The 23,465-nt window shown below is 60.1% G+C and carries 23 protein-coding genes and 1 pseudogene; 13 read left to right on the forward strand and 11 right to left on the reverse strand.

What is annotated here, in order from left to right; genetic code table 11:
- Positions 1 to 61 precede the first annotated feature (61 nt).
- The 3 genes from uppO to RBH71_RS23920 all read left to right on the forward strand — a co-directional run bounded on the left by uppO (position 62) and on the right by RBH71_RS23920 (position 2,376).
- Positions 62 to 1,477, forward strand: coding sequence for a polysaccharide biosynthesis phosphomannomutase UppO (gene uppO, locus RBH71_RS23910; protein WP_003513864.1), 1,416 nt, complete (start codon positions 62 to 64; stop codon positions 1,475 to 1,477).
- Between the two features lie 135 nt (positions 1,478 to 1,612).
- Positions 1,613 to 2,014: a group II truncated hemoglobin gene (locus tag RBH71_RS23915; protein ID WP_003513865.1), complete on the forward strand. Its 402-nt coding sequence runs from the start codon at positions 1,613 to 1,615 to the stop codon at positions 2,012 to 2,014.
- Positions 2,011 to 2,376 carry a DUF423 domain-containing protein gene (locus RBH71_RS23920; protein ID WP_003513866.1) on the forward strand — a complete coding sequence of 122 codons (366 nt, stop codon included), beginning with the start codon at positions 2,011 to 2,013 and terminating at the stop codon, positions 2,374 to 2,376. The genes RBH71_RS23915 and RBH71_RS23920 overlap by 4 nt, the downstream gene beginning before the upstream one ends.
- Before the next feature lie 7 nt (positions 2,377 to 2,383).
- Here RBH71_RS23920 and RBH71_RS23925 read toward each other — a convergent pair whose 3' ends face one another.
- The 3 genes and pseudogenes from RBH71_RS23925 to RBH71_RS23935 form a co-directional block, all read right to left on the reverse strand.
- Positions 2,384 to 2,671, reverse strand: coding sequence for a hypothetical protein (locus RBH71_RS23925; RefSeq protein WP_003513867.1), 288 nt, complete (start codon positions 2,669 to 2,671; stop codon positions 2,384 to 2,386).
- Positions 2,652 to 2,975 (reverse strand): annotated as a pseudogene (locus RBH71_RS23930) (DUF2325 domain-containing protein); the annotation flags it as partial. The pseudogene RBH71_RS23930 and the gene RBH71_RS23925, both read right to left, overlap by 20 nt.
- 254 nt (positions 2,976 to 3,229) lie before the next feature.
- Complete coding sequence (locus tag RBH71_RS23935; protein WP_003513869.1) at positions 3,230 to 3,871, reverse strand: TetR family transcriptional regulator C-terminal domain-containing protein; 642 nt, start codon at positions 3,869 to 3,871, stop codon at positions 3,230 to 3,232.
- A gap of 262 nt (positions 3,872 to 4,133) precedes the next feature.
- On the opposite strand from RBH71_RS23935, the gene RBH71_RS23940 reads away from it, so the two are divergent.
- From RBH71_RS23940 to RBH71_RS23985, 10 genes are all read left to right on the forward strand, one after another.
- Positions 4,134 to 5,381 (forward strand): Zn-dependent hydrolase, encoded by a 1,248-nt coding sequence (locus RBH71_RS23940; RefSeq protein ID WP_003513870.1) that lies wholly within the window; start codon positions 4,134 to 4,136, stop codon positions 5,379 to 5,381.
- Positions 5,378 to 6,835, forward strand: a complete 1,458-nt coding sequence (gene hydA / locus RBH71_RS23945; protein WP_003513871.1) for a dihydropyrimidinase — start codon at positions 5,378 to 5,380, stop codon at positions 6,833 to 6,835. The genes RBH71_RS23940 and hydA overlap by 4 nt, the downstream gene beginning before the upstream one ends.
- Positions 6,832 to 7,275, forward strand: coding sequence for an NUDIX hydrolase (locus tag RBH71_RS23950; protein WP_003513872.1), 444 nt, complete (start codon positions 6,832 to 6,834; stop codon positions 7,273 to 7,275). The genes hydA and RBH71_RS23950 overlap by 4 nt, the downstream gene beginning before the upstream one ends.
- Complete coding sequence (locus RBH71_RS23955) at positions 7,272 to 8,066, forward strand: ABC transporter ATP-binding protein (RefSeq protein ID WP_003513873.1); 795 nt, start codon at positions 7,272 to 7,274, stop codon at positions 8,064 to 8,066. The genes RBH71_RS23950 and RBH71_RS23955 overlap by 4 nt, the downstream gene beginning before the upstream one ends.
- 42 nt (positions 8,067 to 8,108) lie before the next feature.
- The gene (locus RBH71_RS23960; protein WP_003513875.1) at positions 8,109 to 8,984 is read left to right on the forward strand and encodes an ABC transporter permease; all 876 of its coding nucleotides are present in this window, start codon (positions 8,109 to 8,111) and stop codon (positions 8,982 to 8,984) included.
- Entirely contained in the window at positions 8,981 to 9,853 is an 873-nt protein-coding gene (locus tag RBH71_RS23965; protein WP_003513877.1) for an ABC transporter permease, read from the forward strand. The genes RBH71_RS23960 and RBH71_RS23965 overlap by 4 nt, the downstream gene beginning before the upstream one ends.
- A 21-nt stretch (positions 9,854 to 9,874) precedes the next feature.
- Positions 9,875 to 10,867, forward strand: a complete 993-nt coding sequence (locus RBH71_RS23970) for an ABC transporter substrate-binding protein (protein ID WP_003513879.1) — start codon at positions 9,875 to 9,877, stop codon at positions 10,865 to 10,867.
- A gap of 364 nt (positions 10,868 to 11,231) precedes the next feature.
- Positions 11,232 to 12,425: an efflux RND transporter periplasmic adaptor subunit gene (locus RBH71_RS23975; protein WP_003513881.1), complete on the forward strand. Its 1,194-nt coding sequence runs from the start codon at positions 11,232 to 11,234 to the stop codon at positions 12,423 to 12,425.
- 13 nt (positions 12,426 to 12,438) lie between these two features.
- Positions 12,439 to 15,759 carry an efflux RND transporter permease subunit gene (locus RBH71_RS23980; protein ID WP_003513883.1) on the forward strand — a complete coding sequence of 1,107 codons (3,321 nt, stop codon included), beginning with the start codon at positions 12,439 to 12,441 and terminating at the stop codon, positions 15,757 to 15,759.
- Positions 15,760 to 16,093: 334 nt separating this feature from the next.
- The gene (locus RBH71_RS23985) at positions 16,094 to 16,783 is read left to right on the forward strand and encodes a Crp/Fnr family transcriptional regulator (RefSeq protein WP_035251874.1); all 690 of its coding nucleotides are present in this window, start codon (positions 16,094 to 16,096) and stop codon (positions 16,781 to 16,783) included.
- A 74-nt stretch (positions 16,784 to 16,857) separates the two neighbouring features.
- On the opposite strand, the gene aidB is transcribed toward RBH71_RS23985, so the two are convergent.
- The 8 genes from aidB to RBH71_RS24025 form a co-directional block, all read right to left on the reverse strand.
- Positions 16,858 to 17,682, reverse strand: a complete 825-nt coding sequence (aidB, locus tag RBH71_RS23990; RefSeq protein ID WP_003513887.1) for an AidB family quorum-quenching N-acyl homoserine lactonase — start codon at positions 17,680 to 17,682, stop codon at positions 16,858 to 16,860.
- A gap of 3 nt (positions 17,683 to 17,685) precedes the next feature.
- Positions 17,686 to 18,297, reverse strand: a complete 612-nt coding sequence (gene ureG, locus RBH71_RS23995) for an urease accessory protein UreG (RefSeq protein WP_003513889.1) — start codon at positions 18,295 to 18,297, stop codon at positions 17,686 to 17,688.
- A 106-nt stretch (positions 18,298 to 18,403) separates the two neighbouring features.
- On the reverse strand, positions 18,404 to 19,075 hold the full coding sequence (locus tag RBH71_RS24000; RefSeq protein ID WP_003513890.1) for an urease accessory protein UreF: 672 nt from the start codon (positions 19,073 to 19,075) through the stop codon (positions 18,404 to 18,406).
- Positions 19,076 to 19,078: 3 nt separating this feature from the next.
- A complete protein-coding gene (gene ureE / locus RBH71_RS24005; protein WP_003513892.1) occupies positions 19,079 to 19,573 on the reverse strand; it encodes an urease accessory protein UreE in 495 nt (164 codons plus the stop codon).
- A 150-nt stretch (positions 19,574 to 19,723) separates the two neighbouring features.
- Complete coding sequence (locus tag RBH71_RS24010; protein WP_003513894.1) at positions 19,724 to 20,260, reverse strand: peroxiredoxin; 537 nt, start codon at positions 20,258 to 20,260, stop codon at positions 19,724 to 19,726.
- A 168-nt stretch (positions 20,261 to 20,428) separates the two neighbouring features.
- Positions 20,429 to 21,097, reverse strand: coding sequence for a TIGR02117 family protein (locus RBH71_RS24015; protein ID WP_035251877.1), 669 nt, complete (start codon positions 21,095 to 21,097; stop codon positions 20,429 to 20,431).
- Positions 21,098 to 21,106: 9 nt separating this feature from the next.
- Positions 21,107 to 22,816 carry an urease subunit alpha gene (ureC, locus tag RBH71_RS24020; protein ID WP_003513898.1) on the reverse strand — a complete coding sequence of 570 codons (1,710 nt, stop codon included), beginning with the start codon at positions 22,814 to 22,816 and terminating at the stop codon, positions 21,107 to 21,109.
- A 4-nt stretch (positions 22,817 to 22,820) separates the two neighbouring features.
- A complete protein-coding gene (locus RBH71_RS24025) occupies positions 22,821 to 23,465 on the reverse strand; it encodes a hypothetical protein (RefSeq protein ID WP_035251880.1) in 645 nt (214 codons plus the stop codon).

A 23,465-nucleotide genomic window follows, 5' to 3' on the forward strand; every position in this document is an offset into this window, starting at 1 on the left:
GGCGTTATATTTTTGTATTATCCATTTGAACCTCAAAGATTTTATCGAAACGGAGTTTGGAATGAGCCTGAAATTTGGAACGAGCGGCCTTCGCGGCCTGTCTGTCGATCTGAAAGGAAAGGCCTCGGCCGTCTACGCAACGGCATTTGCAAGGCACCTTCTCACATCGGGTCAGGCAAAGGCGGGCGACCCCATTCTCGTGGCCCGCGATTTCCGCGATTCGAGCCCGGATGTTTCCGCAACCTGTATCGCCGCGCTGAAAAAAGCCGGCCTCACACCGCTCGATTGCGGCACCGTGCCGACACCGGCACTGGCGCTTTACGGACTTTCCCTCAAGGCCGGCGCGCTGATGATAACCGGTTCGCATATTCCGGCCGACCGCAACGGCATCAAGTTCTACCGCCCGGACGGCGAGATCGACAAACAGGACGAAACGGCGATCGCCGCACTCGCAGCCGAAGTCGAGGCTGAAGGGATTAACGACGAGGCCGCAACGGCGGACGACCATTCCGCAATTGCAGCCGAGCTTTTTTATGAGCGTAATGCTGCACTCCTGCCGGAAAAGGCGTTGTCGGGCCTGAAGATCGGCGTTTACCAGCACAGCACGGTGGCGCGCGATCTCTTCGTCGATGTTCTCGCCCACTATGGCGCCGATGTCGTGTCGCTCGGCCGTTCCGAGACCTTCATTCCGGTCGATACCGAGGCGGTCTCCCCTGAAACGCTGGAGCTTCTCAAAAAATGGGCACCGGAACACGGCCTCGATGCCATCGTTTCCGCCGATGGTGACGGCGACCGGCCCCTGCTTGCCGATGAAAACGGCGTGCCGCTGCGCGGCGACCTGATCGGATTGATCACGGCGAATTTTCTCGATGCCGGCGTGGTCGTCACCCCAGTCACCTCCAATTCCGGCATTGAGGCGAGCGGTTCGTTCAAGGTCATCCGCACCAGGGTCGGTTCCCCTTTCGTGATCGCCGGCATGGCACAGGCCCTTGCCGAAGGAAACAACGGCGTCATGGGTTTCGAGGCCAATGGCGGCCTTCTGACAGCCTCCACCTTCACATTGAACGGCAAACCGCTATCGCCGCTGCCGACGCGGGACAGCTTCCTGCCCATCCTCGCCGTATTGCTTCTCTCCGCCGAGCAGAAAAAGCCGCTATCGCAGATTGCCGCCGCCTATAACCTGCCGGTCGCGGCTGCGGATCGTCTGGAAAACTTCGCACAGGAAAAAAGCGCTGCCCTGATGACGCATCTGCGCGCCTCGCGGGATAATCTCGAAACCTTCCTCGCCCCCGTGGGCACGGTCAAGGCGCTGAGCGACATTGACGGCCTGCGCGTGGCGCTCACAGACGGCAGCACCATCCATTTCCGCCCGTCCGGCAATGCTCCGGAAATGCGCTGCTACGTCGAGGCCGCCAATCAGGACGAAGCCGAAACGCTGCTCAGCAAGGGCCTCGATCTCATCCGCAACTTTGGATGAGTGGATGGCGCTGAACGCTTGAAGCGGACGGCCACCATGAATGTCCCAGTGTCGCAAATGTCGCATCCCGTCTTTGCCTGTTGCTCTTCCCGCTCCGGAAAGCGATAAGGGCCGCAGGGTTCAAGGAGGCGGGATGTGAGCGGCGAGACCATTACCCTTTATGAAGCGATCGGCGGCGATGCCACAGTCAGAGCACTGACCCGGCGCTTCTACGAATTAATGGACACCCTGCCAGAGGCGGTGCATTGCCGCGCCATCCATCCAGCCGATCTTTCCGGTAGCGAAAGCAAGTTCTACGATTATCTGACGGGATATCTTGGCGGACCGCCGGTCTATGTCGAAAAACACGGCCACCCGATGTTGCGCAGGCGTCATTTCGTGGCCCCTATCGGACCCGCCGAGCGGGACGAATGGCTGCTCTGCTTTCGCCGCGCGATGGACGAGACCATCGACAACCCACAGCTCCGGGACATCATCTGGGGACCGGTGGAGCGGCTGGCCTTTCACATGCAAAATCAGGAAGCGAATAACCCATGACGACGGAAAGATTGCGCGCCTTGATTTTGCTGCTGGGCAGCCTTTTGGGTGCTTCCGGCGTCATGCTTGCCGCCGCCGCCACCCATACCGGCGAAACCTATATGCTTGGCAACGCCTCGGCCATGGCGCTCGCCCATGCGCCGGTGCTTGTGGCACTGCATATCGGCGCGGACCGCATTAGAACCGCCATTCCGGCAGGGCTGATTCTTGGCTTCGGCACGGCGGTTTTTGTTGGTGATCTCGTCACCAGACATTTTTCCGGTCACAGCCTGTTTCCCTACGCGGCCCCCCTGGGTGGCCTCGGCATGATCGCGGGATGGCTGGTGCTCTGCGCCGGTGCATTTTTGAAGCCGAGGGGCTAAATCGGCATCAACGCCGTTTCCAGCGAAACGACAGGATGTTGCCGCCACGTTGAGCCGCGTCACCGATCTCGAAGAACGGCTTTTCGCCCGGCTGGCGGGTGCGCAAATAGGGAAAAGCGAGCACATTGCCGCCGTCAGCTGCGGCGCGGTTGCGCCGCTCGCGTTCGCCGACGACTTCATACATCTCCGTCAGGGCCGGATCGGCGCCCTGGTCGGCCATCTTGTGCAGCTCCACGCGGCAGGCCTCAGCCACCGCCTGCTCTGCATCTTTGAAATTATTGCGCTCGTCGCTCATCGTTTAAGGTCCGTTCATTCATCGTCTGCAGCGCCCGCTCCAGACTGGATTTGCTGCCATTGCGCAGCGGAATGAACGTCTTGCCGAATTTCTTGCAACCGGACTTCACCCGCAGACACGCATCGTGGCTGATACAGTCGATCGGGCAGAAAACGCAGTCGACGGAGGGAAGAACAGTGTCGATACGCGAGACCGCCTCACGCAATCCGCCATCGTGATGGATAAGCTCGGCGCCGAAATTGCTGGCGATCTGGCGAAGATGGGCAACCTGACAGTCACGGCCGCCAACATAAAGAAAGCTCTTCGGACCGGAAAGCTGCTGTTCGGCCACATCCTTTTCAGGTTGAGGCGCGCCCTTGCCCTGCTTGCCGCCGCGTTCGGCTTTCTTCTTTTCCTTGCGTGCCATTCCCTCACCTGCCGGTTGATTTTTTCATGCCCCGACGTTCGGGATGCCGGCACCATAATAAAGATGAGTTTTGGAGTAAAGTATAAAGGTGATAATTTTCCTCATGTTTTGACATAAAGAATCGATCACATATTCGCGATAACCTCACCAGATCAGTTGTTGATCTTCAATCCACCCATGAAAAGCTGCTCCAGGTGCCGGGCTGCATCCTCAAACCGGCCTTCGCCACCGTTCTTGTCGCCCAGCACGGCCCGCACCTGCACGTCGAAATCCGCATAGTGCTGCGTGGTCGACCAGATCGAGAAAATCAGGTGATAGGGATCGCATTTCGCCATCCGCCCGGCCTTGATCCAGACGCGGATTACCTCCGCCTTTTCATCCACCAGTTGCTTCAGCGGACCCTTCAGCTCATCCTCGATATGGGGCGCGCCCTGGAGGATTTCATTGGCAAACAGGCGGCTCTCGCGCGGAAAATCGCGCGACATTTCCAGCTTGCGGCGAATATAGGAGCGGATTTCGCTTTCAGGATTGCCCTCGGCATCGAAAGCCCTGAGCGGATCCAGCCAGGTATCCAGCACCCGCTCGATCAACGCGCGATGCATCGCCTCCTTGGTGCGGAAATAATAAAGTACGTTCGGTTTCGACATGCCGGCCGCCTCGGCAATCTGGTCGATGGTGGAACCGCGAAAGCCGTTGGTGGAAAACACACTCAGCGCGGCCTCAAGAATCGCTTCCTGCTTTTCTTCCTGAATGCGGGTCCGCTTCTGTGTTTTCGCTGCGCGCGGTATGGCCATACTCTGCTCTCTGTGTTTCTTTTCGGTGCAATTGCCGCTACAGTATGCTTAAAAAATAATCGCCGCGTACAGTTTAGGCAAAATTAGTGCGATTCGTCACGAAAATCCCTTGCTGACGTCATGGCGAATTTGCAATGTTTACCAGCCGGTCAATTTATCCACCATCGCCATCACAAGGCAATGGCTGTTATCTTAACCGGCAAAAACGGGAACGGCACAAGCTTTGCTTCGATAAAAACAAAACAGGTGAGGACGACACTTCATGGCAGCGGGTAAGAACTTGACGGTCAATGGCGACCGTCTGTGGGACAGTCTGATGGACATGGCGAAAATCGGCCCCGGCATTGCCGGCGGCAATAATCGCCGCACGCTGACGGATGAAGATGCTGAAGGCCGCAGCCTGTTCAAGCGCTGGTGCGAGGCGGCCGGCCTCACGATGGGCGTCGACAAGATGGGCACGATGTTCGCCACCCGCCCCGGCGAGGACCCGGATGCACTGCCGGTCTATATCGGCAGCCATCTCGACACCCAGCCAACCGGCGGCAAGTTCGATGGCGTTCTCGGCGTGCTGGCTGGACTGGAAGTCGTGCGAAGCCTGAACGATCTCAACATAAAGACGAAACACCCTGTTGTCGTTACCAACTGGTCCAACGAGGAAGGCGCTCGCTTTGCCCCGGCCATGCTGGCTTCCGGCGTCTTCGCCGGCATTCACGATCTCGATTACGCCTATAGCCGCACCGATACCGACGGCAAGACCTATGGCGACGAACTGAAGCGCATCGGCTGGCTGGGTGAGGAAGAGGTGGGCGCCCGCAAGATGCACGCCTATTTCGAATATCATATCGAACAGGGACCGATCCTCGAGGCGGAAGGCAAGCAGATCGGCGTCGTTACCCATGGTCAGGGCCTGTGGTGGCTGGAAGTGACGCTGACGGGCAAGGAAGCGCATACCGGCTCGACGCCGATGGCCATGCGCGTCAATGCCGGCCTCGCCGCCGCCCGCATCCTCGAAAAGGTGCAGGAAGCGGCGATGGCCCACCAGCCGGGCGCCGTCGCCGGCGTCGGCCAGATGATCTTTACGCCCAATTCCCGCAATGTGCTGCCCGGCAAGGTGGTTTTCACCATCGACCTCAGAACCCCCTCGCAGGCGAAACTCGACAACATGCGCGCCATCTTCGAACGCGAGGTGCCAGTTATTGCCGAAGAACTCGGCGTCGCCTGCTCAATCGAGGCCATCGGCCATTTCGATCCCGTCACCTTCGATCCGGTGCTGGTGGGCCGCGTGCGCGCTGCTGCCGAAAAGCTGGGCTACAGCCATATGGACATCATTTCCGGCGCGGGCCATGATGCTTGCTGGACGGCAAGGGTTGCACCCTCCACCATGATCTTCTGCCCCTGCGTGGACGGTCTTTCCCACAACGAAGCCGAAGACATCTCCTCCGAATGGGCCGCCGCGGGCTGCGACGTGCTGCTGCATGCGGTGCTGGAAACTGCGGAGATCGTGCAATGACCGCCACCATTATCAAGAACGGCACCATCGTCACCGCCGACCTGACCTACAAGGCCGATGTTAAAATCGAAGGCGGCAAGATCACAGAGATCGGACCCGATCTGACCGGCGGCACAGTGCTCGATGCCACGGGATGTTACGTCATGCCCGGCGGCATCGATCCGCATGTGCATCTGGAAATGCCCTTCATGGGCACATATTCCGCCGATGATTTCGAGAGTGGCACGCGTGCCGCCCTTGCCGGCGGCACGACCATGGTGGTGGATTTTTGTCTGCCCGATCCCGGCCAGTCGCTGCTCGATGCCCTGCAAAGATGGGACAACAAGGCAACGCGAGCCAACTGCGATTATTCCTTCCACATGGCCGTTACCTGGTGGGGCGAGCAGGTCTTCAACGAGATGAAGACTGTGGTTCAGGAAAAGGGCATCAATTCGTTCAAGCACTTCATGGCCTACAAGGGCGCGTTGATGGTGAATGACGACGAGATGTTCGCCTCCTTCTCGCGCTGCGCCGAGCTTGGCGCCATTCCCTTCGTGCATGCGGAAAACGGCGATATCGTTGCGCAGATGCAGGAAAAGCTGATGGCGGAAGGCAATGTCGGGCCGGAAGCGCATGCCTATTCCCGGCCGCCCTCCGTCGAAGGTGAAGCGACCAACCGCGCCATCATCATCGCCGATATGGCCGGTGCGCCGCTTTATGTCGTTCATACATCCTGCGAGCAGGCACATGAAGCCATCCGCCGTGCGCGTCAGAACGGCATGCGCGTTTATGGCGAACCGCTGATCCAGCACCTGATCCTCGATGAAAGCGAATACGCTAATGCCGACTGGGACCATGCTGCCCGCCGGGTCATGTCGCCACCCTTCCGCAACCGCCAGCATCAGGATAGCCTCTGGGCGGGTCTCGCCTCCGGCTCGCTGCAATGCGTGGCGACCGACCATTGCGCCTTCACCACCGACCAGAAACGCTTCGGCCTCGGTGATTTCCGCAAGATCCCCAATGGCACCGGCGGGCTGGAAGATCGCATGCCGCTGCTCTGGACCCATGGCGTGGCGACCGGCCGGCTGACGATGAACGAATTCGTCGCCGTCACCTCCACCAACATTGCGAAGATTCTCAACATCTATCCGAAAAAGGGCGCGGTCCTCGTCGGCAGCGATGCCGATCTCGTCGTCTGGGACCCAGTGCGGGAAAAGACCATCCGCGCGGAAAACCAGCAATCGGCCATCGACTACAACGTGTTCGAAGGACAGAAGGTCAAGGGCCTGCCGCGCTTCACCCTGTCGCGCGGCATCGTCAGCATCGAGGAAAGCACAGTCAAGACGCAGGAAGGTCACGGCACGTTCGTCGCCCGTGATCCCTATCCCGCCGTCAGCAAGGCGCTGTCCACATGGAAAGAGCTCGTCGCGCCACGCAAGGTAGAACGCAGCGGCATTCCGGCATCGGGTGTATGACCTTGAGCACCGATCCGAAACGCGAAATCGTCATCGCTGCCGCCGTTCTCCTGAATGCGCGGCGGCAAATGCTTGTCGTGCGCAAGCGCGGCACCACGCATTTCATGCAGCCGGGCGGCAAGATCGATCCGGGTGAAACGCCGGAGCAGGCGCTTCACCGTGAACTTGCCGAGGAAATCGGCCTCACGCTTCCTGAAAATGCCGCGCGATATGAGGGCATCTTTCGGGAGGAGGCCGCCAATGAGACAGGGGCGGAGGTCGTGGCCCATGCCTTCGTCGCCCAACTGAATATCGAAGTTACCCCACAGGCCGAGATAGAGGAGGTGCGCTGGCTCGATCTGGATGCGGCCTCCAATCTGCCGATCGCCAAACTCACGGAAACACGTATGCTGCCGCTGGCACGCGCAGCCCTGACGGAAAGTGGAAACAAGCCACGATGAACCAAGCCTCGTCCTATTCCGTCGTTTCCGCCAGAAATCTTGGCCTCACCTTCGAAACCGGCGATGGCCCGGTGCACGCGCTTTCCAATGTCGATCTGGAAGTGGGCAAGGGCGAGTTCGTCTCCTTCATCGGCCCTTCCGGCTGCGGTAAGACCACGTTCCTGCGGGTGATTGCCGATCTCGAAAAGCACACATCCGGCGATATCACCGTCAATGGCACCACGCCGGAAAACGCCCGCAAGGACCGGTCCTACGGCTATGTCTTTCAGGCCGCCGCACTCTATCCCTGGCGAACCATCGAAAAGAACATTGCACTGCCGCTCGAAATCATGGGCTATACGAAGGCCGAACAGAGGGAGCGCATCGATCGCACGCTCGATCTCGTCAATCTCAGCGGTTTCAGCAAGAAATACCCATGGCAGCTTTCCGGCGGCATGCAGCAGCGCGCCTCCATCGCCCGCGCGCTGGCCTTCGATGCCGACCTGCTGTTGATGGACGAACCCTTCGGCGCGCTGGACGAGATCGTCCGCGACCATCTGAACGAACAGCTGCTGAAACTGTGGGATACGACCGGCAAGACCATCTGCTTCGTCACCCACTCCATCCCGGAAGCCGTTTATCTCTCGACCAAGATCGTCGTTATGTCACCACGGCCCGGCCGCGTGACGGATATCATCGAATCCACGCTGCCAAGGGAAAGGCCGCTTGAGATCAGGGAGACGCCGGAATTTCTGGCAATTGCGCATCGCGTGCGTGAGGGATTGAAGGCGGGGCATAGCTATGAGGGGTGAGGTCAGCGCCAGCATTACCCCCCATCAACCGAGGGCAACCCGATGACCCTCCTCCGCCACCGCGTCCTCCCCATCCTCACCGTCCTCCTCGCCATCCTCATCGTCTGGCACCTTTGCGTCATCTACCTCAACATGCCCTTCGTCCGCGATCAGGCAAACCGCGCCGGCCAGACGCCGAGCTTCATGGAGCTTCTGCCGCAAACCTTCGCACAGGAGCGCCCGGTTCTCCCCGCCCCGCACCAGATCATCGCGGAACTGTGGGACACCACCGTCAACAAGGCGATCACCTCCAAGCGCAGCCTCGTTTATCACGCGGGCGTCACGCTTTCGGCCACGCTCCTCGGTTTCGCCATCGGCGCGGTGCTCGGCATCCTGCTTGCCGTCGCCATCATCCACAATCGCGCCATGGACCGCTCGGTCATGCCGTGGATCATCGCCAGCCAGACCATCCCCATCCTTGCTGTCGCGCCGATGATCATCGTCGTCCTGAATTCCATCGGCATTTCCGGGCTTTTGCCAAAGGCGCTGATTTCCACCTATCTCTCGTTCTTCCCGATTGTCGTCGGCATGGTGAAGGGCCTCAGAAGCCCCGAAACCATCCAGCTGGACCTGATGCACACCTATAATGCCTCGCCCGCACAAATCTTCTGGAAGCTGCGCTGGCCGTCTGCCCTGCCCTATCTCTTCACCTCGCTGAAGATCGCCATCGCGATTGCGCTGGTCGGGGCCATCGTCGGCGAATTGCCGACGGGCGCCGTCGCCGGTCTCGGCGCGCGTCTGCTGTCCGGCTCCTATTACGGCCAGACCGTGCAGATTTGGGCAGCGCTGTTCATGGCCGCCGGTGTGGCCGCCATTCTGGTCTCGATCATCGGCATCGCTCACGCAGCCGTCCTCAAGAGAATGGGAGCGCGGCCATGACAAATCCCGTCTGGTTTATTGGCGCAATCCTGTTCTGGCTTGCCGCCTGGGCCTCCAACGAATGGCTGGTGCGCCACACCTTCGCATCACAGTCGGCAAAGCGAATGAGCCGCATGGCCGTACCGCTTCTCTTCGGGCTGGCCATTCTCGCGCTTTGGGAAGGTGTGGTGCGCGGCTTCTCCGTCCCGCCCATCCTGCTGCCTGCCCCGAGCGCCATCCTCGCCCGCCTTCTCGGCTCGCTACCGATCCTCTGGGCGGATTTCCGCCAGACCTTCCTCAAATCGGTGCTGACAGGTTATGTGCTCGGCTGCGGCCTCGGTTTCATCGTCGCCATCCTCATCGATCGTTCACCCTTCCTCCAGCGCGGGCTGCTGCCCATCGGCAATTTCGTCTCCGCCCTGCCGGTCGTCGGCATTGCTCCCATCATGGTCATGTGGTTCGGTTTCGACTGGCAGTCGAAAGTGGCTGTCGTCGTCATCATGACGTTTTTCCCGATGCTGGTGAATACGGTTCAAGGGCTTGCCGCCTCCAGCCACATGGAACGCGACCTGATGCGCACCTATGCCGCAGGCTGGGGGCAGACATTGCTGAAACTGCGCCTGCCCGCCGCCTGGCCCTTCATCTTCAACGCCCTGAAGATCAATTCCACACTGGCGCTGATCGGCGCCATCGTCGCGGAATTCTTCGGCACGCCCATCGTCGGCATGGGTTTCCGCATCTCGGCGGAAATGGGCCGCAGCAATGTCGATATGGTCTGGGCAGAAATCGCCGTGGCGGCGCTCGCAGGCTCAGGATTTTACGGTCTGGTGGCGCTCATCGAGCGCGCCGTCACCTTCTGGCATCCGTCCGTCCGTGGGGGACGAACGTAAATAACGAAAAAGGGAACAGCGATGAAAATGAAACTTGCCTCCATGCTTCTTGCCGGCGCGTCACTTCTGAGCGCATTTGAGGCTCAGGCCGCCGACAAGATCACCCTGCAGCTGAAATGGGTCACCCAGGCGCAGTTCGCCGGTTATTACGTCGCCAAGGACAAGGGCTTTTATGAAGCCGAAGGCCTCGATGTCGATATCAAGCCGGGCGGACCGGATATTGCGCCTGCGCAGGTTCTGGCCGGCGGTGGCGCGGATGTGATCGTCGACTGGATGCCATCGGCACTCGCCACCCGCGAAAAGGGCGTGCCGCTCGTCAACATCGCCCAGCCGTTCAAAACGTCAGGCATGATGCTGACCTGCCTCAAGGAAACCGGCATTACCAAGCCGGAAGATTTCAAGGGCAAGACGCTCGGCGTCTGGTTCTTCGGCAATGAATATCCGTTCCTGTCGTGGATGGCGCACCTGAAAATCCCGACCACCGGCGGCGCGGATGGCGTCACCGTCCTCAAGCAGGGTTTCAACGTCGATCCGCTGCTGCAAAAGCAGGCCGCCTGCATTTCCACCATGACCTATAATGAATACTGGCAGGTCATTGATGCCGGCATCAAGCCGGAGGAACTCGTCACCTTCAAATATGAGGACGAAGGCGTGGCAACGCTGGAGGACGGGCTCTACGTTCTCGAAGACAAGCTGAAGGACGCCAAGTTCAAGCAAGACATGGTGAAATTCGTCCGCGCTTCCATGAAGGGCTGGAAGTGGGCGGAAGAACACCCTGACGATGCAGCAGGTATCGTTCTTGAAAATGACGCCTCCGGCGCCCAGACCGAAAAGCACCAGAAGCGCATGATGGGCGAAGTCGCCAAGCTGACCGCAGGCTCGAAGGGCGCGCTGGACAAGGCGGATTACGAGCGCACCGTCAAGACGCTGCTCGGCGGCGGTTCCGATCCCGTCATCACCAAGGAGCCGACAGGCGCCTACACCACTGAAATCACCGATGCGGCGCTGAAATAGTCACGTCGAAGCCGAAAACATGGAAACGCGCGGCCATCACCGCGCGTTTTTTGCGCGCTGGTGACCCGTTTGATGAATTACAACACTCGGCCATATACAAAAATGTATATCAACCCTCGAGGCTATGCGGATTGATTTGTATAACAACAACAATTAGAGTCCCCGCCAACAAGACTGCCGAATTTGATCTTGTAAAAAAGCACGAGGCAAAGGTGCTTAAGATTCGCGTTGAGGGGCGTTTGAATCGGGAGGATCGAGAAGGAAGTATTGTGATCCCTTGTTTCACATTCGTTGCCGCATGACCTTTTAAAACACGCCTTCAGGCTGAAGGACATGCGATCGAATATTGCGCGAGCCAAGACACATGCAGCATAAAGTCACGTTTAACCGCTTTGTTTTCCTTCTTCTTTCCGCAACGGCCCTGCCATTTTCGGCCGTGGCCGAGGGAGAGGTGCCGGAACCGGTCAAACAGCAGAACCTGCCTTCCATCATCGTCGCGCACGCCGCAACACGCGATCTCGTGGACCGCATCATCGCCACCGGCACCATCAGGCCCGTGGACGAAATTTATGTACAGCCGCTGGTCGACGGCCTGTCGATCGACGAACTGAACGTCGATATCGGCGACAGGGTCGAGGCGAATGCGGTTCTGGCCGTGCTTTCCTCGGACAGTCTTCTCCTGCAAAAAAGCCAGCTTGAGGCCAACAGGGCCAAGGCGCAGGCCGCCGTTGCGCAATCCAAGGCGCAGGTTCTGGAGGCTGAGGCCAACAAGGCCGATGCCCTTCGCCAGCGCGACCGCGCCGCCAAGCTCGGCCAGAGCGGTTCCGGTTCCGTCTCCGAGACGGAAAAAACCGAGGCCGCTGCCCAGGTTGCGCAGGCACGCCTTGATGCCGCCAAGCAGACCGTTTCCGCCGGAGAGGCAGACATCAAGGTCGTGGACGCGCAGATTGACGACATCAATCTGAAACTGACGCGCACGGGTGTGAAAACCCCCGTCACCGGCATCGTTTCCGCCAAGAATGCCAAGGTCGGCGCCATCGCCAGCGGCGCCGGAAACCCGCTTTTCACGATCATCAAGGACGGCGCGATCGAGCTTGTCGCCGATCTTTCCGAGACTGACATCCAGCGGGTGAAGGCCGGCCAGAAAGCTTTCTTGACGGTTGCCGGCGGAGCCAAAAAAATTGAGGGCAAGGTGCGTCTCGTTTCGCCGACCGTCGATCCGGCAACGCGCCTTGGTTCCGTGCATGTTGTGCTGCCGACGGACAGCCCGGCACGGTCGGGCATGTATGCCAGCGCGGAGATCATCGTAAAAGAGACGAACGCGCTTGCCCTGCCGCTTTCGGCCGTCACCTCCGGGCGTGAAGGCTCGACCACCCGCAAGGTGGAAGGCGACATCGTCAAGCAGGTGAAGATCGAGACCGGCATTGAAGACAGCGGTTTCATCGAGATTGTCAGCGGACTTGCCGCTGGTGACAAGGTTGTCGAGAAAGCTGGAGCATTCGTGCGTGATGGTGACCGGATAAGACCGGTGGAAGCCCAGACGGCTGCGTCCAACTGACTGAGGGAATGAAATGAACTTCTCCGCATGGTCAATCCGTAACCCGATTGCGCCGCTTCTCGGCTTCGCGCTTTTGATGTTCCTCGGCATCCAGGCCTTCAACGCCCTGCCGATCACCCGTTTTCCGAATATCGACGTTCCCGTCGTTGCCGTCACCGTGACCCAGAGCGGCGCTTCGCCGTCCGAGCTGGAAATGCAGGTGACGAAGGAGATCGAAGATGCCGTCGCTGCCATTAGCGGCGTCGACGAAATCCAGTCGACCGTCACCGACGGACAATCCCTGACAACAGTCGTCTTCCGCATCGAAAAGCCGACGGAAGAGGCGGTTCAGGACGTCAAGGACGCTATCGACAAGATCCGCAGCGATCTGCCATCCGACATCGAAGTGCCTGTTGTCAGCAAGATCGACGTGGAAGGCCAGGCAATCCAGACCTTTGCCGTCTCCTCGCCGAACATGACGCTGGAAGAACTGTCCTGGTTCGTGGATGACACCATCAAGCGTTCGCTGCAGGGCAAGTCCGGCATCGGCAAGGTCGACCGTTATGGCGGCGCCGACCGCGAAGTGCGCGTTTCGCTCAGCCCCGAAAAGCTCGACGCCTACGGCATCACCGCAAGCGAAGTGAACGGCCAGCTGCGCGGCACCAATATCGACCTCGGCTCCGGCCGCGGCCAGGTTGGCGGCAACGAACAGACGATCCGCACGCTGGGCGACACCCGCGACGTCACCCAGCTTGCCAACACCACCATCGCGCTCTCCAATGGCCGTTTCGTAAAGCTCGCCGAACTCGGCACCGTCACGGACACCTATGAGGAGCAGAAGTCCTTCTCGCGCTTCAACGGCAACCCGGCCGTTACCTTTGCGGTGTTCCGCTCCAAGGGCGCCAGCGAGGTTTCGGTCGCCAAAACCGTGGCCGAAAGCCTCGATCAGGTCCGCAAGGACCATCCCGACGTCGCGATCCAGATGGTCGATGACGCCGTCTACTTCACCTATGGCAACTATACGGCAGCGCTCGATACGCTGATCGAAGGCGCGGTCCTCGCCGTCATCGTGGTTCTGCTGTTCCTCAGGAACTGGCGCGCCACCCTGATTGCCGCCGTGGCCCTGCCGCTATCCGCGATCCCGACATTCTGGATCATGGACATCATGGGCTTCTCGCTCAACCTCGTCAGCTTCCTCGCATTGACGCTCGCCACGGGTATTCTCGTGGACGACGCCATCGTGGAAATCGAGAACATCGCCCGCCACATCAAGATGGGCAAGACGCCGTATCGCGCCTCGCTGGAAGCCGCAGACGAAATCGGCCTTGCCGTCATCGCCACCAGCTTCACCATCATCGCCGTCTTCGTGCCCGTGTCGTTCATGCCCGGCATTCCCGGCCAGTACTTCATCCAGTTCGGTCTGACGGTCGCCTTCTCGGTGTTCTTCTCGCTGGCGGTCGCCCGTCTCATCACGCCCTTGATGGCCGCCTATCTGATGCGCGCCGAAGACGCGATGGACGACCATGCCGACAATGACGGCTGGCTGATGAAAGCCTATACGCGCATGGTTTCCGCCACCACCTCCAAATGGTGGGCGCGTTACCTGACGCTGGTCGGCGCCATCGGCTTCCTCATTGCTTCCGTCATGCTTCTTAGCCAGGTGCCGGGCAGCTTCCTGCCGCCGGACGACGCCTCGCGCGTAACGCTTTCGGTGGAACTGCCGCCGAATGCGACGCTGGACGAGACAGACCGGACGACGACCGAAATCTTCCACGCCATCCGCGATATCAACGGTGTGGAAAGCGTCTTCATCCTCGGCGGCGCCTCGCCCAAGGGCGATCTGGAGCTTCGCCGCGCCACCGTCAACGTCATTCTCCAGCATATCGACCATTCGCTGCTGAAAACCCTTGTCAACAAGGGTCTCGGCTCGCTTCCGCTTGTCGGCCAATATCTTCCGAAGATCGAGGAAAAGGGTCGTGTCCGTCCGCAGTGGGACGTTGAGCGGGATATCTTCGCCAAGGTCCACAGCATTCCGGATGTGCGCATCATCAAGCTGAACGACCGCGCGGAACGCGAACTGAGCTTCAACTTCCTCTCGTCCAACGAGAAGGATCTGAACGACGCCGTCGGCATTCTCGAAAGCCGCCTGCGCGCCTCGCCCATCCTTGCCAATGTCAGCTCGGAGGGAGCGCTTCCCCGTCCTGAACTGCAAATCCGCCCGCGCAAGGACGAGATCGCCCGCCTCGGAATCACGCCGCAGCAGATTTCGCAGACGGTGCGTGTCGCCACCATCGGTGACATCGACGCACAGTTGACGAAAATCTCGCTGGACGACCGGCAGATCCCGATCCGCGTGCAGGCATCTATCGATACCCGCCGTGACCTCGCCACCATCCGCGCGCTGAAGATCAAGACCGCATCCGGGTCGCTGGTGCCGCTCTACAGTGTTGCCGATATCGACTATTCGGAAGGTCCAAGCTCGATCAAGCGCAACGACCGCAACCGCGTCGTCTCCATCGGCTCCGATGTACCGTTCGGCACAGCGCTCGATACATCGACGGCGGAGTTCAAGCGGATCGTTTCGGAAACCGAACTGCCGGCAAGCGTTCGCCTTGCCGAAAGCGGTGATGCCAAGGTGCAGGGCGAAATGCAGCAGGGCTTCGTCAACGCCATGCTGCTCGGCCTGCTGCTGGTGCTGGTGGTGCTTATCCTTCTGTTCAAGGATATCATCCAGCCCTTCACCATCCTGTTCTCACTGCCACTCGCCATTGGCGGCGTGGCTGTGGCGCTCATCATCACGCAGAACGCGCTTTCCATGCCCGTTCTCATCGGCATTCTGATGCTGATGGGTATCGTGACGAAAAACGCCATCCTGCTGGTGGACTTCGCCATTGAAATGCGCCGGCACGGCATGGAACGGGTGCATGCCATGGTCGAGGCCGGCCGCAAGCGCGCCCGCCCGATCATCATGACCTCCATCGCCATGTCGGCGGGCATGTTGCCCTCGGCACTTGGCGTCGGCGAAGGCGGCTCCTTCCGCGCGCCGATGGCGATTGCAGTGATCGGTGGCATCATCGTCTCCACGGTGCTGTCTCTGATCGTGGTCCCCGCCTTCTTCCTGATCATGGATGACCTGTCGCGCCTGCTCGCCCACCTCTTCGGCCGCTTCGTCGGCAAGAAGGAAGAGGAGGAAGAGTCGCTCTCCAACGAAAAACTCTCGGAGATCGCCCGCGAAAACAGCCTGGCGCTCTCCTCGCTGGAAGCGCGCGTCGCCGGCATGGAAAAAGGCTCCGGTGAAAAATCCGGTGACAAGGGCAGCAATATATTGCGGTTGCCGCCGCTCGCAGCCGAGTGAAAGTTGAAACGCCGGGTCCAGCGCCCGGCGTTTCCTTTTGTGGTGAGTTTGCTTGGTCGCGACTGCGTTGCGGCTGGCTTCTTCTCCACGTCGGGGAGAAGAGATAGGTCGCACCCACTCGCTCCACATTTCCCTGCTCCCCGCACAACAACGCCAAACCCATTTGATCGAAATCAATTCGCTTTTCAGGTGAACTGCTAATCTCCCTCGCATCGGGAATTGCCGGTCGAAGGATAATGCGATGAGCTCTTTTCAGATAGGCGTGAGGGAAAAGGAACATCCCCGGTTTCGTATCGCTTCGGACAACCCGGCAAAAGGTTTGAGCGGGAGCCGGATGGACGTGAACAAGACCGTAAAGCTGAGCAACAGGGACAGGAACATTCTGCTGCGCGTGCCCCTGATAGGGATTGCGGATGAAGCGGCGGCGTTGAAACTGATGGAGGCGGCAACCGTCACCAATCTCAATGCCCGCCATGTGCTCTTCAAGGAGGGCGAGGCAGCGCAATATTTCTACTGTGTGCTGTCGGGCTATGTCCGCCTCTACCGGCTGGACAGGCACGGGCGCGAGGCGGATGTGCGTGTCAGCGGTCCGGGCGATACCTTCAACGAATGCCTGATCTTCGGCAGCGACAGCTATCGTTACAGCGCGCAGGCGGCGGAAAGCTGCACCGTGGCGCGTTTCGAACTGGCAAGAATCCGCAACCTTGTGGATCAGGAACCGGCAATCGCCAAGGCCGTGATGCGCTGCCTCTCCAACAGCCTGCTCGGCACCATGGATTGCATTGCCAACGACCGGCTGCAAACCGCGCCGCAACGCGTTGCCCATTACCTGATCAATCAGGGGCCTCGCGACGCTACGTCCTTTTCGCTGCGTCTGCCGTTCCAGAAAAGCCTGCTCGCCGGCAAGCTCGGCCTTGCGCCGGAAGCGCTGTCGCGCGCTTTCTCCGCACTGAAAAAGGCGGGCGTCACCGTTCGCGGCCGCATCGTGCAGGTCAATGATGTCGCGGCGCTGAAGCAGATTTGAAGAAGTACCGGGGAGAGGAAGAGGACGGGACGCCTACGGGTATCCCGTCCTCTAATTTTTTGTCGAGCAGGATATCAGACCGGCTGCGGCACGAAGCGGAAGCGATCGCCCTCTCGCTCGACGCGGAAAAACCCGCCAAGATGGCCGCCGGAAACCAGCCAGCCGTGATCGGCAACCTGGGTCAGCGCATCGAGACGTGTCGAGTATGCGGTTTCGGAATCGATATCATAGACGAAACCGATACCCGGATCGTCCGCCTGCAACGCGCTCACATGCAGCACATCGCCCCACAATAACAGCCGGTCATCGCCGTTACCGATGAGATAGCCGGTATGGCCAGGCGTATGGCCGGGCATGGCGATGGCTTCCATACCCTCGGCAATCCTGCCAGTTGGGATTGGTCGCAGCATGGCCCCACAAATGTCGAGCAGCCGGGCGGCAATATCGAAGGCGCCTTGCCTCGCAGGCGGCAATGTCTTGCGTGCATCCTCGCTGGTGAAAAAGGCAAGATCGGCCTCGGGCACCCATATGTCCGCATTGGGAAAATAAGGCTGGTCGCCTTCGATAAGTCCCAGCGCATGGTCGCCGTGAATATGGGTGAGGATAACACGGCTGACATCATCAGGCTGGATCCCAGCGGCAATCATCCCCGCACGGGCATGGCCGTAGGTCGGCCCCCAGGCCGTGCCGCAACCGGTGTCTATCAGCGAAATACCATCAGGCCCTGACAGCACAAAACAGTTGACGTCCATATCCACCGTTTCGCCCTCATGCCCGGCAAGCGCCGCCGCCAGCGCATCCGCGCCCTGCCGGTGGATGAGGTGGCCGACAGGCGCCTTGTAGACACCATCGACAAAGCGGGAAACGTCATAGGAACCAAAACGGAGGGGCGTGGTCATATCTCAGAGACCGCCCTGCTCTTTCAGGAAACCGACGATGCGATCGACACCCTCGCCGCGCTTCATGTCGGTAAAGACGAAAGGCATGGCATTGCGCATGCGGGTGGCGTCACTGTCCATCACCATCAGATCAGCGCCGACATAAGGGGCAAGGTCTTTCTTGTTGATGACCAGCAGGTCCGAGCGGGTGATGCCCGGCCCGCCCTTGCGCGGAATTTCCTCGCCCTGACAGACGGAGATTACATAGATGGTGATATCGGCAAGATCGGGCGAGAAAGTCGCCGCAAGATTGTCGCCACCGGATTCGATGAAGACAACATCGAGATCGGGAAAGCGCGCATTGAGACCGGCAATCGCCTGCAGATTGATCGTCGCATCCTCACGGATGGCGGTATGCGGACATCCGCCCGTCTCCACTCCAACGATACGCTCGGACGGCAGCGCCTGCATGCGCACCAGCGCTTCCGCATCTTCTTTGGTGTAGATATCGTTGGTAACGACGGCGACGGAGTAATCGGCGCTCATAGCCTTGCAAAGCTTTTCCGTCAGCGCGGTCTTGCCGGAACCGACCGGCCCGCCAATGCCGACGCGCAGCGGACCGTTGCCCGATTTCATGCCCGATGTCACAACCATGTTCCCTTCAATATGCTTTGATGTTGTCCCACCATAACGCTTCGCACGACCGCTTCAAGGGCGACAATGCTGCATTGCGGCGAGATATTCAGGAGCGGAAAAGCCGCGTTCCCTGCATCTCGTGCCGCATGGTCGCGGTGTCGGCGATAACAGTGGCGCTGCCGAGATCGTCGAGCGTGGATTGCACGGCCCGTGCCGCCATTTCGCCGATCGACGCCTCGCTTGCGGCGAGAATGGCAACGCCGTCCTTCTGCCCCGCGACGCCGAGGCGGATACCGGCGGAGACGATCTGCGAAACACCGGCATGCAGGAATGCGGCAACCGTTTCCCGAAGCGGCACGCCATGCCCTGCCGCCACCGCACCTATGGCAACAGGATAAGGAACCTCTTTCGGCAACAGCTCAAGAACCGCGTGCGGCCAGGCGCCGGCGGCGGAAACGAAGGCATCGCCGAGGAGCACCGTCTCGCGGTAGCGCTCCGCAGAACCGGCGAGCGCGCGAGCCAGATCCGCTGCTTCCTTCAGGGCGACGGCGTCCGTTCCATTACGCCAGGCATCAGCCAGAAATACCGCATCGTTCCACAGACTGCCGGAACGCAGAAGCACCTCCACCCAGCCGTAAAGACCGGCGGCATCACTGACGCGCCGGTCCTCCACCGCCTTTTCAAGTCCGCCAGAATAGGAAAAGCCGCCGACAGGAAAGGCCGGCGACATCCAGGCCATGAGCCGCAGCAGCGCGGCAACGCCGCGATCTTCGCTCATGCCTCAGCCATGGTCGTGATGGTGACCATGGTCATGCCCGTGACCGTGACCGTGGGAATGGCCGCCATGGGCGTGGTAAGCACCGCGCGCCGGCTGGAAAGGTTCTTCCACATCACGCACTGTGGCGCCAAGGCCTTCCAGCATGGCGCGGATCACGTGGTCACGCAGGATGAGAATACGCTCCTCCTCGATCTGCGCCGAAAGGTGCCGGTTGCCCAGATGCCAGGCAAGCTCGATCAGCTGAAGACGGTCCTTCGCCTTGATTTCGAACAGCTTTTCGTCCGCAGCGCGAACCTCCACCAGATCACCGTTCTCCACCACCAGCAGGTCGCCATGGGCAAACAGCACGGCTTCCTTCAAATCCAACATCACCATCTCGTCATTCTGCAAATGCAGAAGTTTGCGGCGCAGATGCCGCTGGTCATGCGCGAGAGTGACATAACCGGAAGGTTCGTCGGCTGGAGTTCCGGCGGGGTGATAGGACGTGACGCGCAGCATGGGATGATCCATTTCAGAAACAGTCTTGGGGTTCCGATTGTTGACGGATAGCCCGGCCGATTTCAAGGCGTGTTTTCAGGTCGAACGCGTCTCGGAAAACGAAAAAGCCCGGCATCGCTGCCGGGCCTTGTCAAAAAAAGCAAACCGCAATCAGGCCGCAGCGCGGCTCTTAAGGTTTTCGAGAATGTTCTGCGGCGAGGAAACGCCGTAAGGGTCGGTATCGCTATTGTCGCAATAGCCCTCTTCCTCGAACCACTGCTCCACCATACCGTCATTGATGACGGCGGCGTAACGCCAGGAGCGCATGCCGAAACCGAGATTGTCCTTGGCGACCAGCATGCCCATCTTGCGGGTGAACTCGCCCGAACCGTCAGGAATGACCTTGACGTTTTCGAGGTTCTGGCCTTTTGCCCAGGCGTTCATCACGAAGGCATCGTTGACCGACAGGCAATAGATTTCATCGACGCCGAGCGCGCGGAATTCGCCCGCGAGCTTTTCGAAATCGGGAAGCTGGTAGGTCGAGCAAGTCGGCGTGAAAGCGCCGGGCAACGAGAAAAGAACGACCTTTTTGCCCTTGAAGTAATCGTCGGAGGTCATGTCCTGCCAACGGAAAGGGTTGGGGCCACCAACGGCCTCGTCGCGAACACGCGTGCGGAAGGTAACGGCGGGCACTTTTTTGCCGAGCATGTCTTGTCTCCTGATCTGTCTTCAATTTTCTGGCGTTTTGCACGGATCGCTTGGGACCGATCCGCACGGAATTCTTTTGCCGTTTCTTTAGCGCAAGATGCGCTGCGGTGCAGCATAAAAATCGGATTACCAGACGTCAAATCAACGAAACGTCGCACCGCGGGAAGATCAATTGTGCAGCGCTACCGACCAGCGCAACAGTGGCGGCAACGGCGTCCACCAGCCGGTGCGAATGCCGGCTTGCCGCAGCATGGCGGCAGACCACGTGTTGCAGCCGGCCAGCGCATTGAACCAGCCATTCGCCTCGAAAAATCCATCCGTCAGGCTGTAGGAAGCACCGGGTATAAGCTGAACTTTGCCATTGTCCCGCAGGAAGCTCGCACGAATGCCCGCCACAAGTCGCTGATATCCCGCTTCAGAAATGCGAAGGCGCTTCACCCCGGCAAGGTCGGCGGGAAAATCCCCAGTCACATCCACATGCATCACCGACTGGTCGAGTGTCAGAGAGCGCACGACCGGCATCGGCTTCAGGTCGGCCCATGTCGGCGTCTGTATGTAAAACGACCGGCCACCCCAGCCGAACACCAGATGGGCAGCAGCCGGATGGTTGACCGCGATACCGCCCTCCTGCAATTCGGAAAAGACCCGCCGCAGATCGTCATCAACAGGCAGGGCGATATCGGTATGGATCGGATTGGATAACAGCAATATCTCGCGATCCCTCACGCCGCTTGTTTCATCGGCAAAAAAGGGTCGAGGCACGACGGTGCCGAGCACAAGAAGCAGGATGATCAGCAGCAGGCCACCGCCGATCCACCTTGTGATAAATCTCACCACGAAACGCCGTTAAAACAGGAAATAACGCTGCGCCATCGGCAGCACCGTCGCCGGTTCACAGGTCAGAAGCTCGCCATCGGCGCGCACCTCATACGTTTCCGGGTCAACCTCGATATGCGGGGTCAGCGAATTGTGGATCATCGAGGCCTTGGAAATGCCGCCGCGCACGTTCTTCACCGCCATCAGCTTCTTGGCAACACCAAGACGCCCTGCAAGGCCGGCATCAAGCGACGCCTGACTGACAAATGTAACCGAGGAATTGGTGCGCAGCTTGCCATAGGCGGCAAACATCGGGCGGTAATGCATCGGCTGCGGCGTGGGAATGGAGGCATTCGGATCGCCCATCGGTGCCGCGGCGATGGAACCGCCGAGCAACACCATTTCCGGCTTCACGCCGAAGAATGCCGGGTTCCACAACACCAGATCGGCACGCTTGCCGACTTCGATGGAGCCGATCTCATGGCTGACGCCCTGCGCGATGGCCGGGTTGATGGTGTATTTGGCGATGTAACGGCGGACGCGGAAATTGTCGTTTTCGCCGGTCTCTTCCTTCAGGCGGCCGCGCTGGCGCTTCATCTTGTCAGCCGTCTGCCAGGTGCGGATCGCCACTTCACCGACACGGCCCATGGCCTGGCTGTCGGAGGAAATGATCGAGAACGCGCCGATATCGTGGAGAATATCCTCCGCCGCGATGGTTTCCTTGCGGATACGGCTTTCTGCGAACGCGATATCCTCAGGGATGGACGACGACAGGTGGTGGCACACCATCAGCATATCCAGATGTTCGGCCAGCGTATTGATGGTGTAGGGCCGCGTCGGGTTGGTGGAAGACGGGATGACGTTCGGATTGCCGCAGACCTTGATGATATCAGGCGCATGGCCGCCGCCTGCCCCTTCGGTGTGGAAGGCATGGATGGTGCGGCCCTTGATGGCGGCAACCGTGTCTTCCACGAAACCGCTCTCGTTCAGCGTATCGGTGTGGATCATCACCTGCACGTCATATTCGTCAGCCACCGTCAGGCAATTGTCGATGGCGGCGGGCGTCGTGCCCCAGTCCTCGTGCAACTTCAGCGATGAGGCACCGGCAAGGACCATCTCTTCCAGCGGCGCGGGCAACGAAGCATTGCCCTTGCCCGCCAATGCGAGGTTCATCGGGAAAGCGTCGAAGCTCTCGATCATCCGCTCGATGTGCCACGCGCCGGTGCAGGTGGTGGCAAGCGTGCCATGCGCGGGGCCGGAACCGCCGCCCAGCATGCAGGTAACGCCGCTCATCAGCGCTTCTTCGATCTGCTGCGGGCATATGAAGTGGATATGTGCATCCATGCCGCCGGCAGTCAGAATCTTGCCTTCGCCGGCAATCGCCTCTGTCGAAGGGCCGACAATGATTGTCACGCCCGGCTGCGTATCGGGGTTGCCCGCCTTGCCGATGGCGTGGATGCGCCCGTTCTTCAGGCCCACATCCGCCTTGTAGATGCCGCTATGGTCGACGATGACGACGTTGGTGATGACGGTATCGACAGCGCCTTCGGCCCGCGTCGCCTGGCTCTGGCCCATGCCGTCGCGAATGACCTTGCCACCGCCGAATTTCACTTCCTCGCCATAGGTCGTGTAGTCCTTCTCGATCTCGATGAAGAGTTCGGTATCGGCAAGACGCACCTTGTCGCCGACGGTCGGGCCGAACATGCCGGCATAGGCGGCGCGGGAAATCTTGTAAGGCATGGGTTCAGGCTCCTTCGGACGCGGAGAAAATCGATATGGGAGAAATTCGTGTCAGCCGGCCCTCGTGTGTAAGGGCCTCTACAAGCTGTTTTTCGGCGGCAAACGGATGCCCGTTCCAGCCATGATGACCAAAGCCCGCAATCGCCACCTCGTCATCACCGCCGCTCACGGTCTCCAGAACATGGGCAATGGCAAGAAGCCCGGTGCTCGGGCAGACGTAAGGGGCCGGCGCATAGACCTGCAATGCGTGATCAAGCCGCTCATGCACCCCGCGCGGAATGACGAGGTGGCTCTTGCCGGTATCTTCGGCTAATGCTGCGAAACCGGCGGTATAATCGGCACAAAAATCGGTCAGTTCGGGCCAGCGAGCGCGGATATCCGGCTCCATCTGCGAAAATTTCGCGGGATCGCGCACCGACCAGATGGCGGAAGCCTGCTGCACCCCCTCATTGTCGCGCCACGCGGCCCCTTCGCTCATCTCGCGGCCGGGCCGGCCGGTGTTGCAAACGGCCACCACATCCGTGCGGCTGCCGCCAGCGCCCAGCGAACGGCAATCGTTGAAGCGGATGACAATGTCGGAAAGGTCGATGAGATCGGCCACGCCCTGCGGCATTTCTCCGTTTCCGACAATCATGATCCGCCGCCCCAT

It is taken from the genome of Rhizobium sp. AN68, assembly GCF_030758035.1.
Taxonomy (GTDB): domain Bacteria; phylum Pseudomonadota; class Alphaproteobacteria; order Rhizobiales; family Rhizobiaceae; genus Agrobacterium; species Agrobacterium tumefaciens.

Bases quoted from the DNA above. Each gene is read 5' to 3' on its own strand.
- uppO (WP_003513864.1), top strand. From the start codon at position 62: ATGAGCCTGAAATTTGGAACGAGCGGCCTTCGCGGCCTGTCTGTCGAT.
- RBH71_RS23920 (WP_003513866.1), top strand. From the start codon at position 2,011: ATGACGACGGAAAGATTGCGCGCCTTGATTTTGCTGCTGGGCAGCCTT.
- RBH71_RS23925 (WP_003513867.1), bottom strand. From the start codon at position 2,671: ATGAGCGACGAGCGCAATAATTTCAAAGATGCAGAGCAGGCGGTGGCT.
- RBH71_RS23935 (WP_003513869.1), bottom strand. From the start codon at position 3,871: ATGGCCATACCGCGCGCAGCGAAAACACAGAAGCGGACCCGCATTCAG.
- RBH71_RS23940 (WP_003513870.1), top strand. From the start codon at position 4,134: ATGGCAGCGGGTAAGAACTTGACGGTCAATGGCGACCGTCTGTGGGAC.
- hydA (WP_003513871.1), top strand. From the start codon at position 5,378: ATGACCGCCACCATTATCAAGAACGGCACCATCGTCACCGCCGACCTG.
- RBH71_RS23950 (WP_003513872.1), top strand. From the start codon at position 6,832: ATGACCTTGAGCACCGATCCGAAACGCGAAATCGTCATCGCTGCCGCC.
- RBH71_RS23955 (WP_003513873.1), top strand. From the start codon at position 7,272: ATGAACCAAGCCTCGTCCTATTCCGTCGTTTCCGCCAGAAATCTTGGC.
- RBH71_RS23960 (WP_003513875.1), top strand. From the start codon at position 8,109: ATGACCCTCCTCCGCCACCGCGTCCTCCCCATCCTCACCGTCCTCCTC.
- RBH71_RS23965 (WP_003513877.1), top strand. From the start codon at position 8,981: ATGACAAATCCCGTCTGGTTTATTGGCGCAATCCTGTTCTGGCTTGCC.
- RBH71_RS23970 (WP_003513879.1), top strand. From the start codon at position 9,875: ATGAAAATGAAACTTGCCTCCATGCTTCTTGCCGGCGCGTCACTTCTG.
- RBH71_RS23975 (WP_003513881.1), top strand. From the start codon at position 11,232: ATGCAGCATAAAGTCACGTTTAACCGCTTTGTTTTCCTTCTTCTTTCC.
- RBH71_RS23980 (WP_003513883.1), top strand. From the start codon at position 12,439: ATGAACTTCTCCGCATGGTCAATCCGTAACCCGATTGCGCCGCTTCTC.
- RBH71_RS23985 (WP_035251874.1), top strand. From the start codon at position 16,094: ATGGACGTGAACAAGACCGTAAAGCTGAGCAACAGGGACAGGAACATT.
- aidB (WP_003513887.1), bottom strand. From the start codon at position 17,682: ATGACCACGCCCCTCCGTTTTGGTTCCTATGACGTTTCCCGCTTTGTC.
- ureG (WP_003513889.1), bottom strand. From the start codon at position 18,297: ATGAAATCGGGCAACGGTCCGCTGCGCGTCGGCATTGGCGGGCCGGTC.
- RBH71_RS24000 (WP_003513890.1), bottom strand. From the start codon at position 19,075: ATGAGCGAAGATCGCGGCGTTGCCGCGCTGCTGCGGCTCATGGCCTGG.
- ureE (WP_003513892.1), bottom strand. From the start codon at position 19,573: ATGCTGCGCGTCACGTCCTATCACCCCGCCGGAACTCCAGCCGACGAA.
- RBH71_RS24010 (WP_003513894.1), bottom strand. From the start codon at position 20,260: ATGCTCGGCAAAAAAGTGCCCGCCGTTACCTTCCGCACGCGTGTTCGC.
- ureC (WP_003513898.1), bottom strand. From the start codon at position 22,816: ATGCCTTACAAGATTTCCCGCGCCGCCTATGCCGGCATGTTCGGCCCG.
- RBH71_RS24025 (WP_035251880.1), bottom strand. From the start codon at position 23,465: ATGGGGCGGCGGATCATGATTGTCGGAAACGGAGAAATGCCGCAGGGC.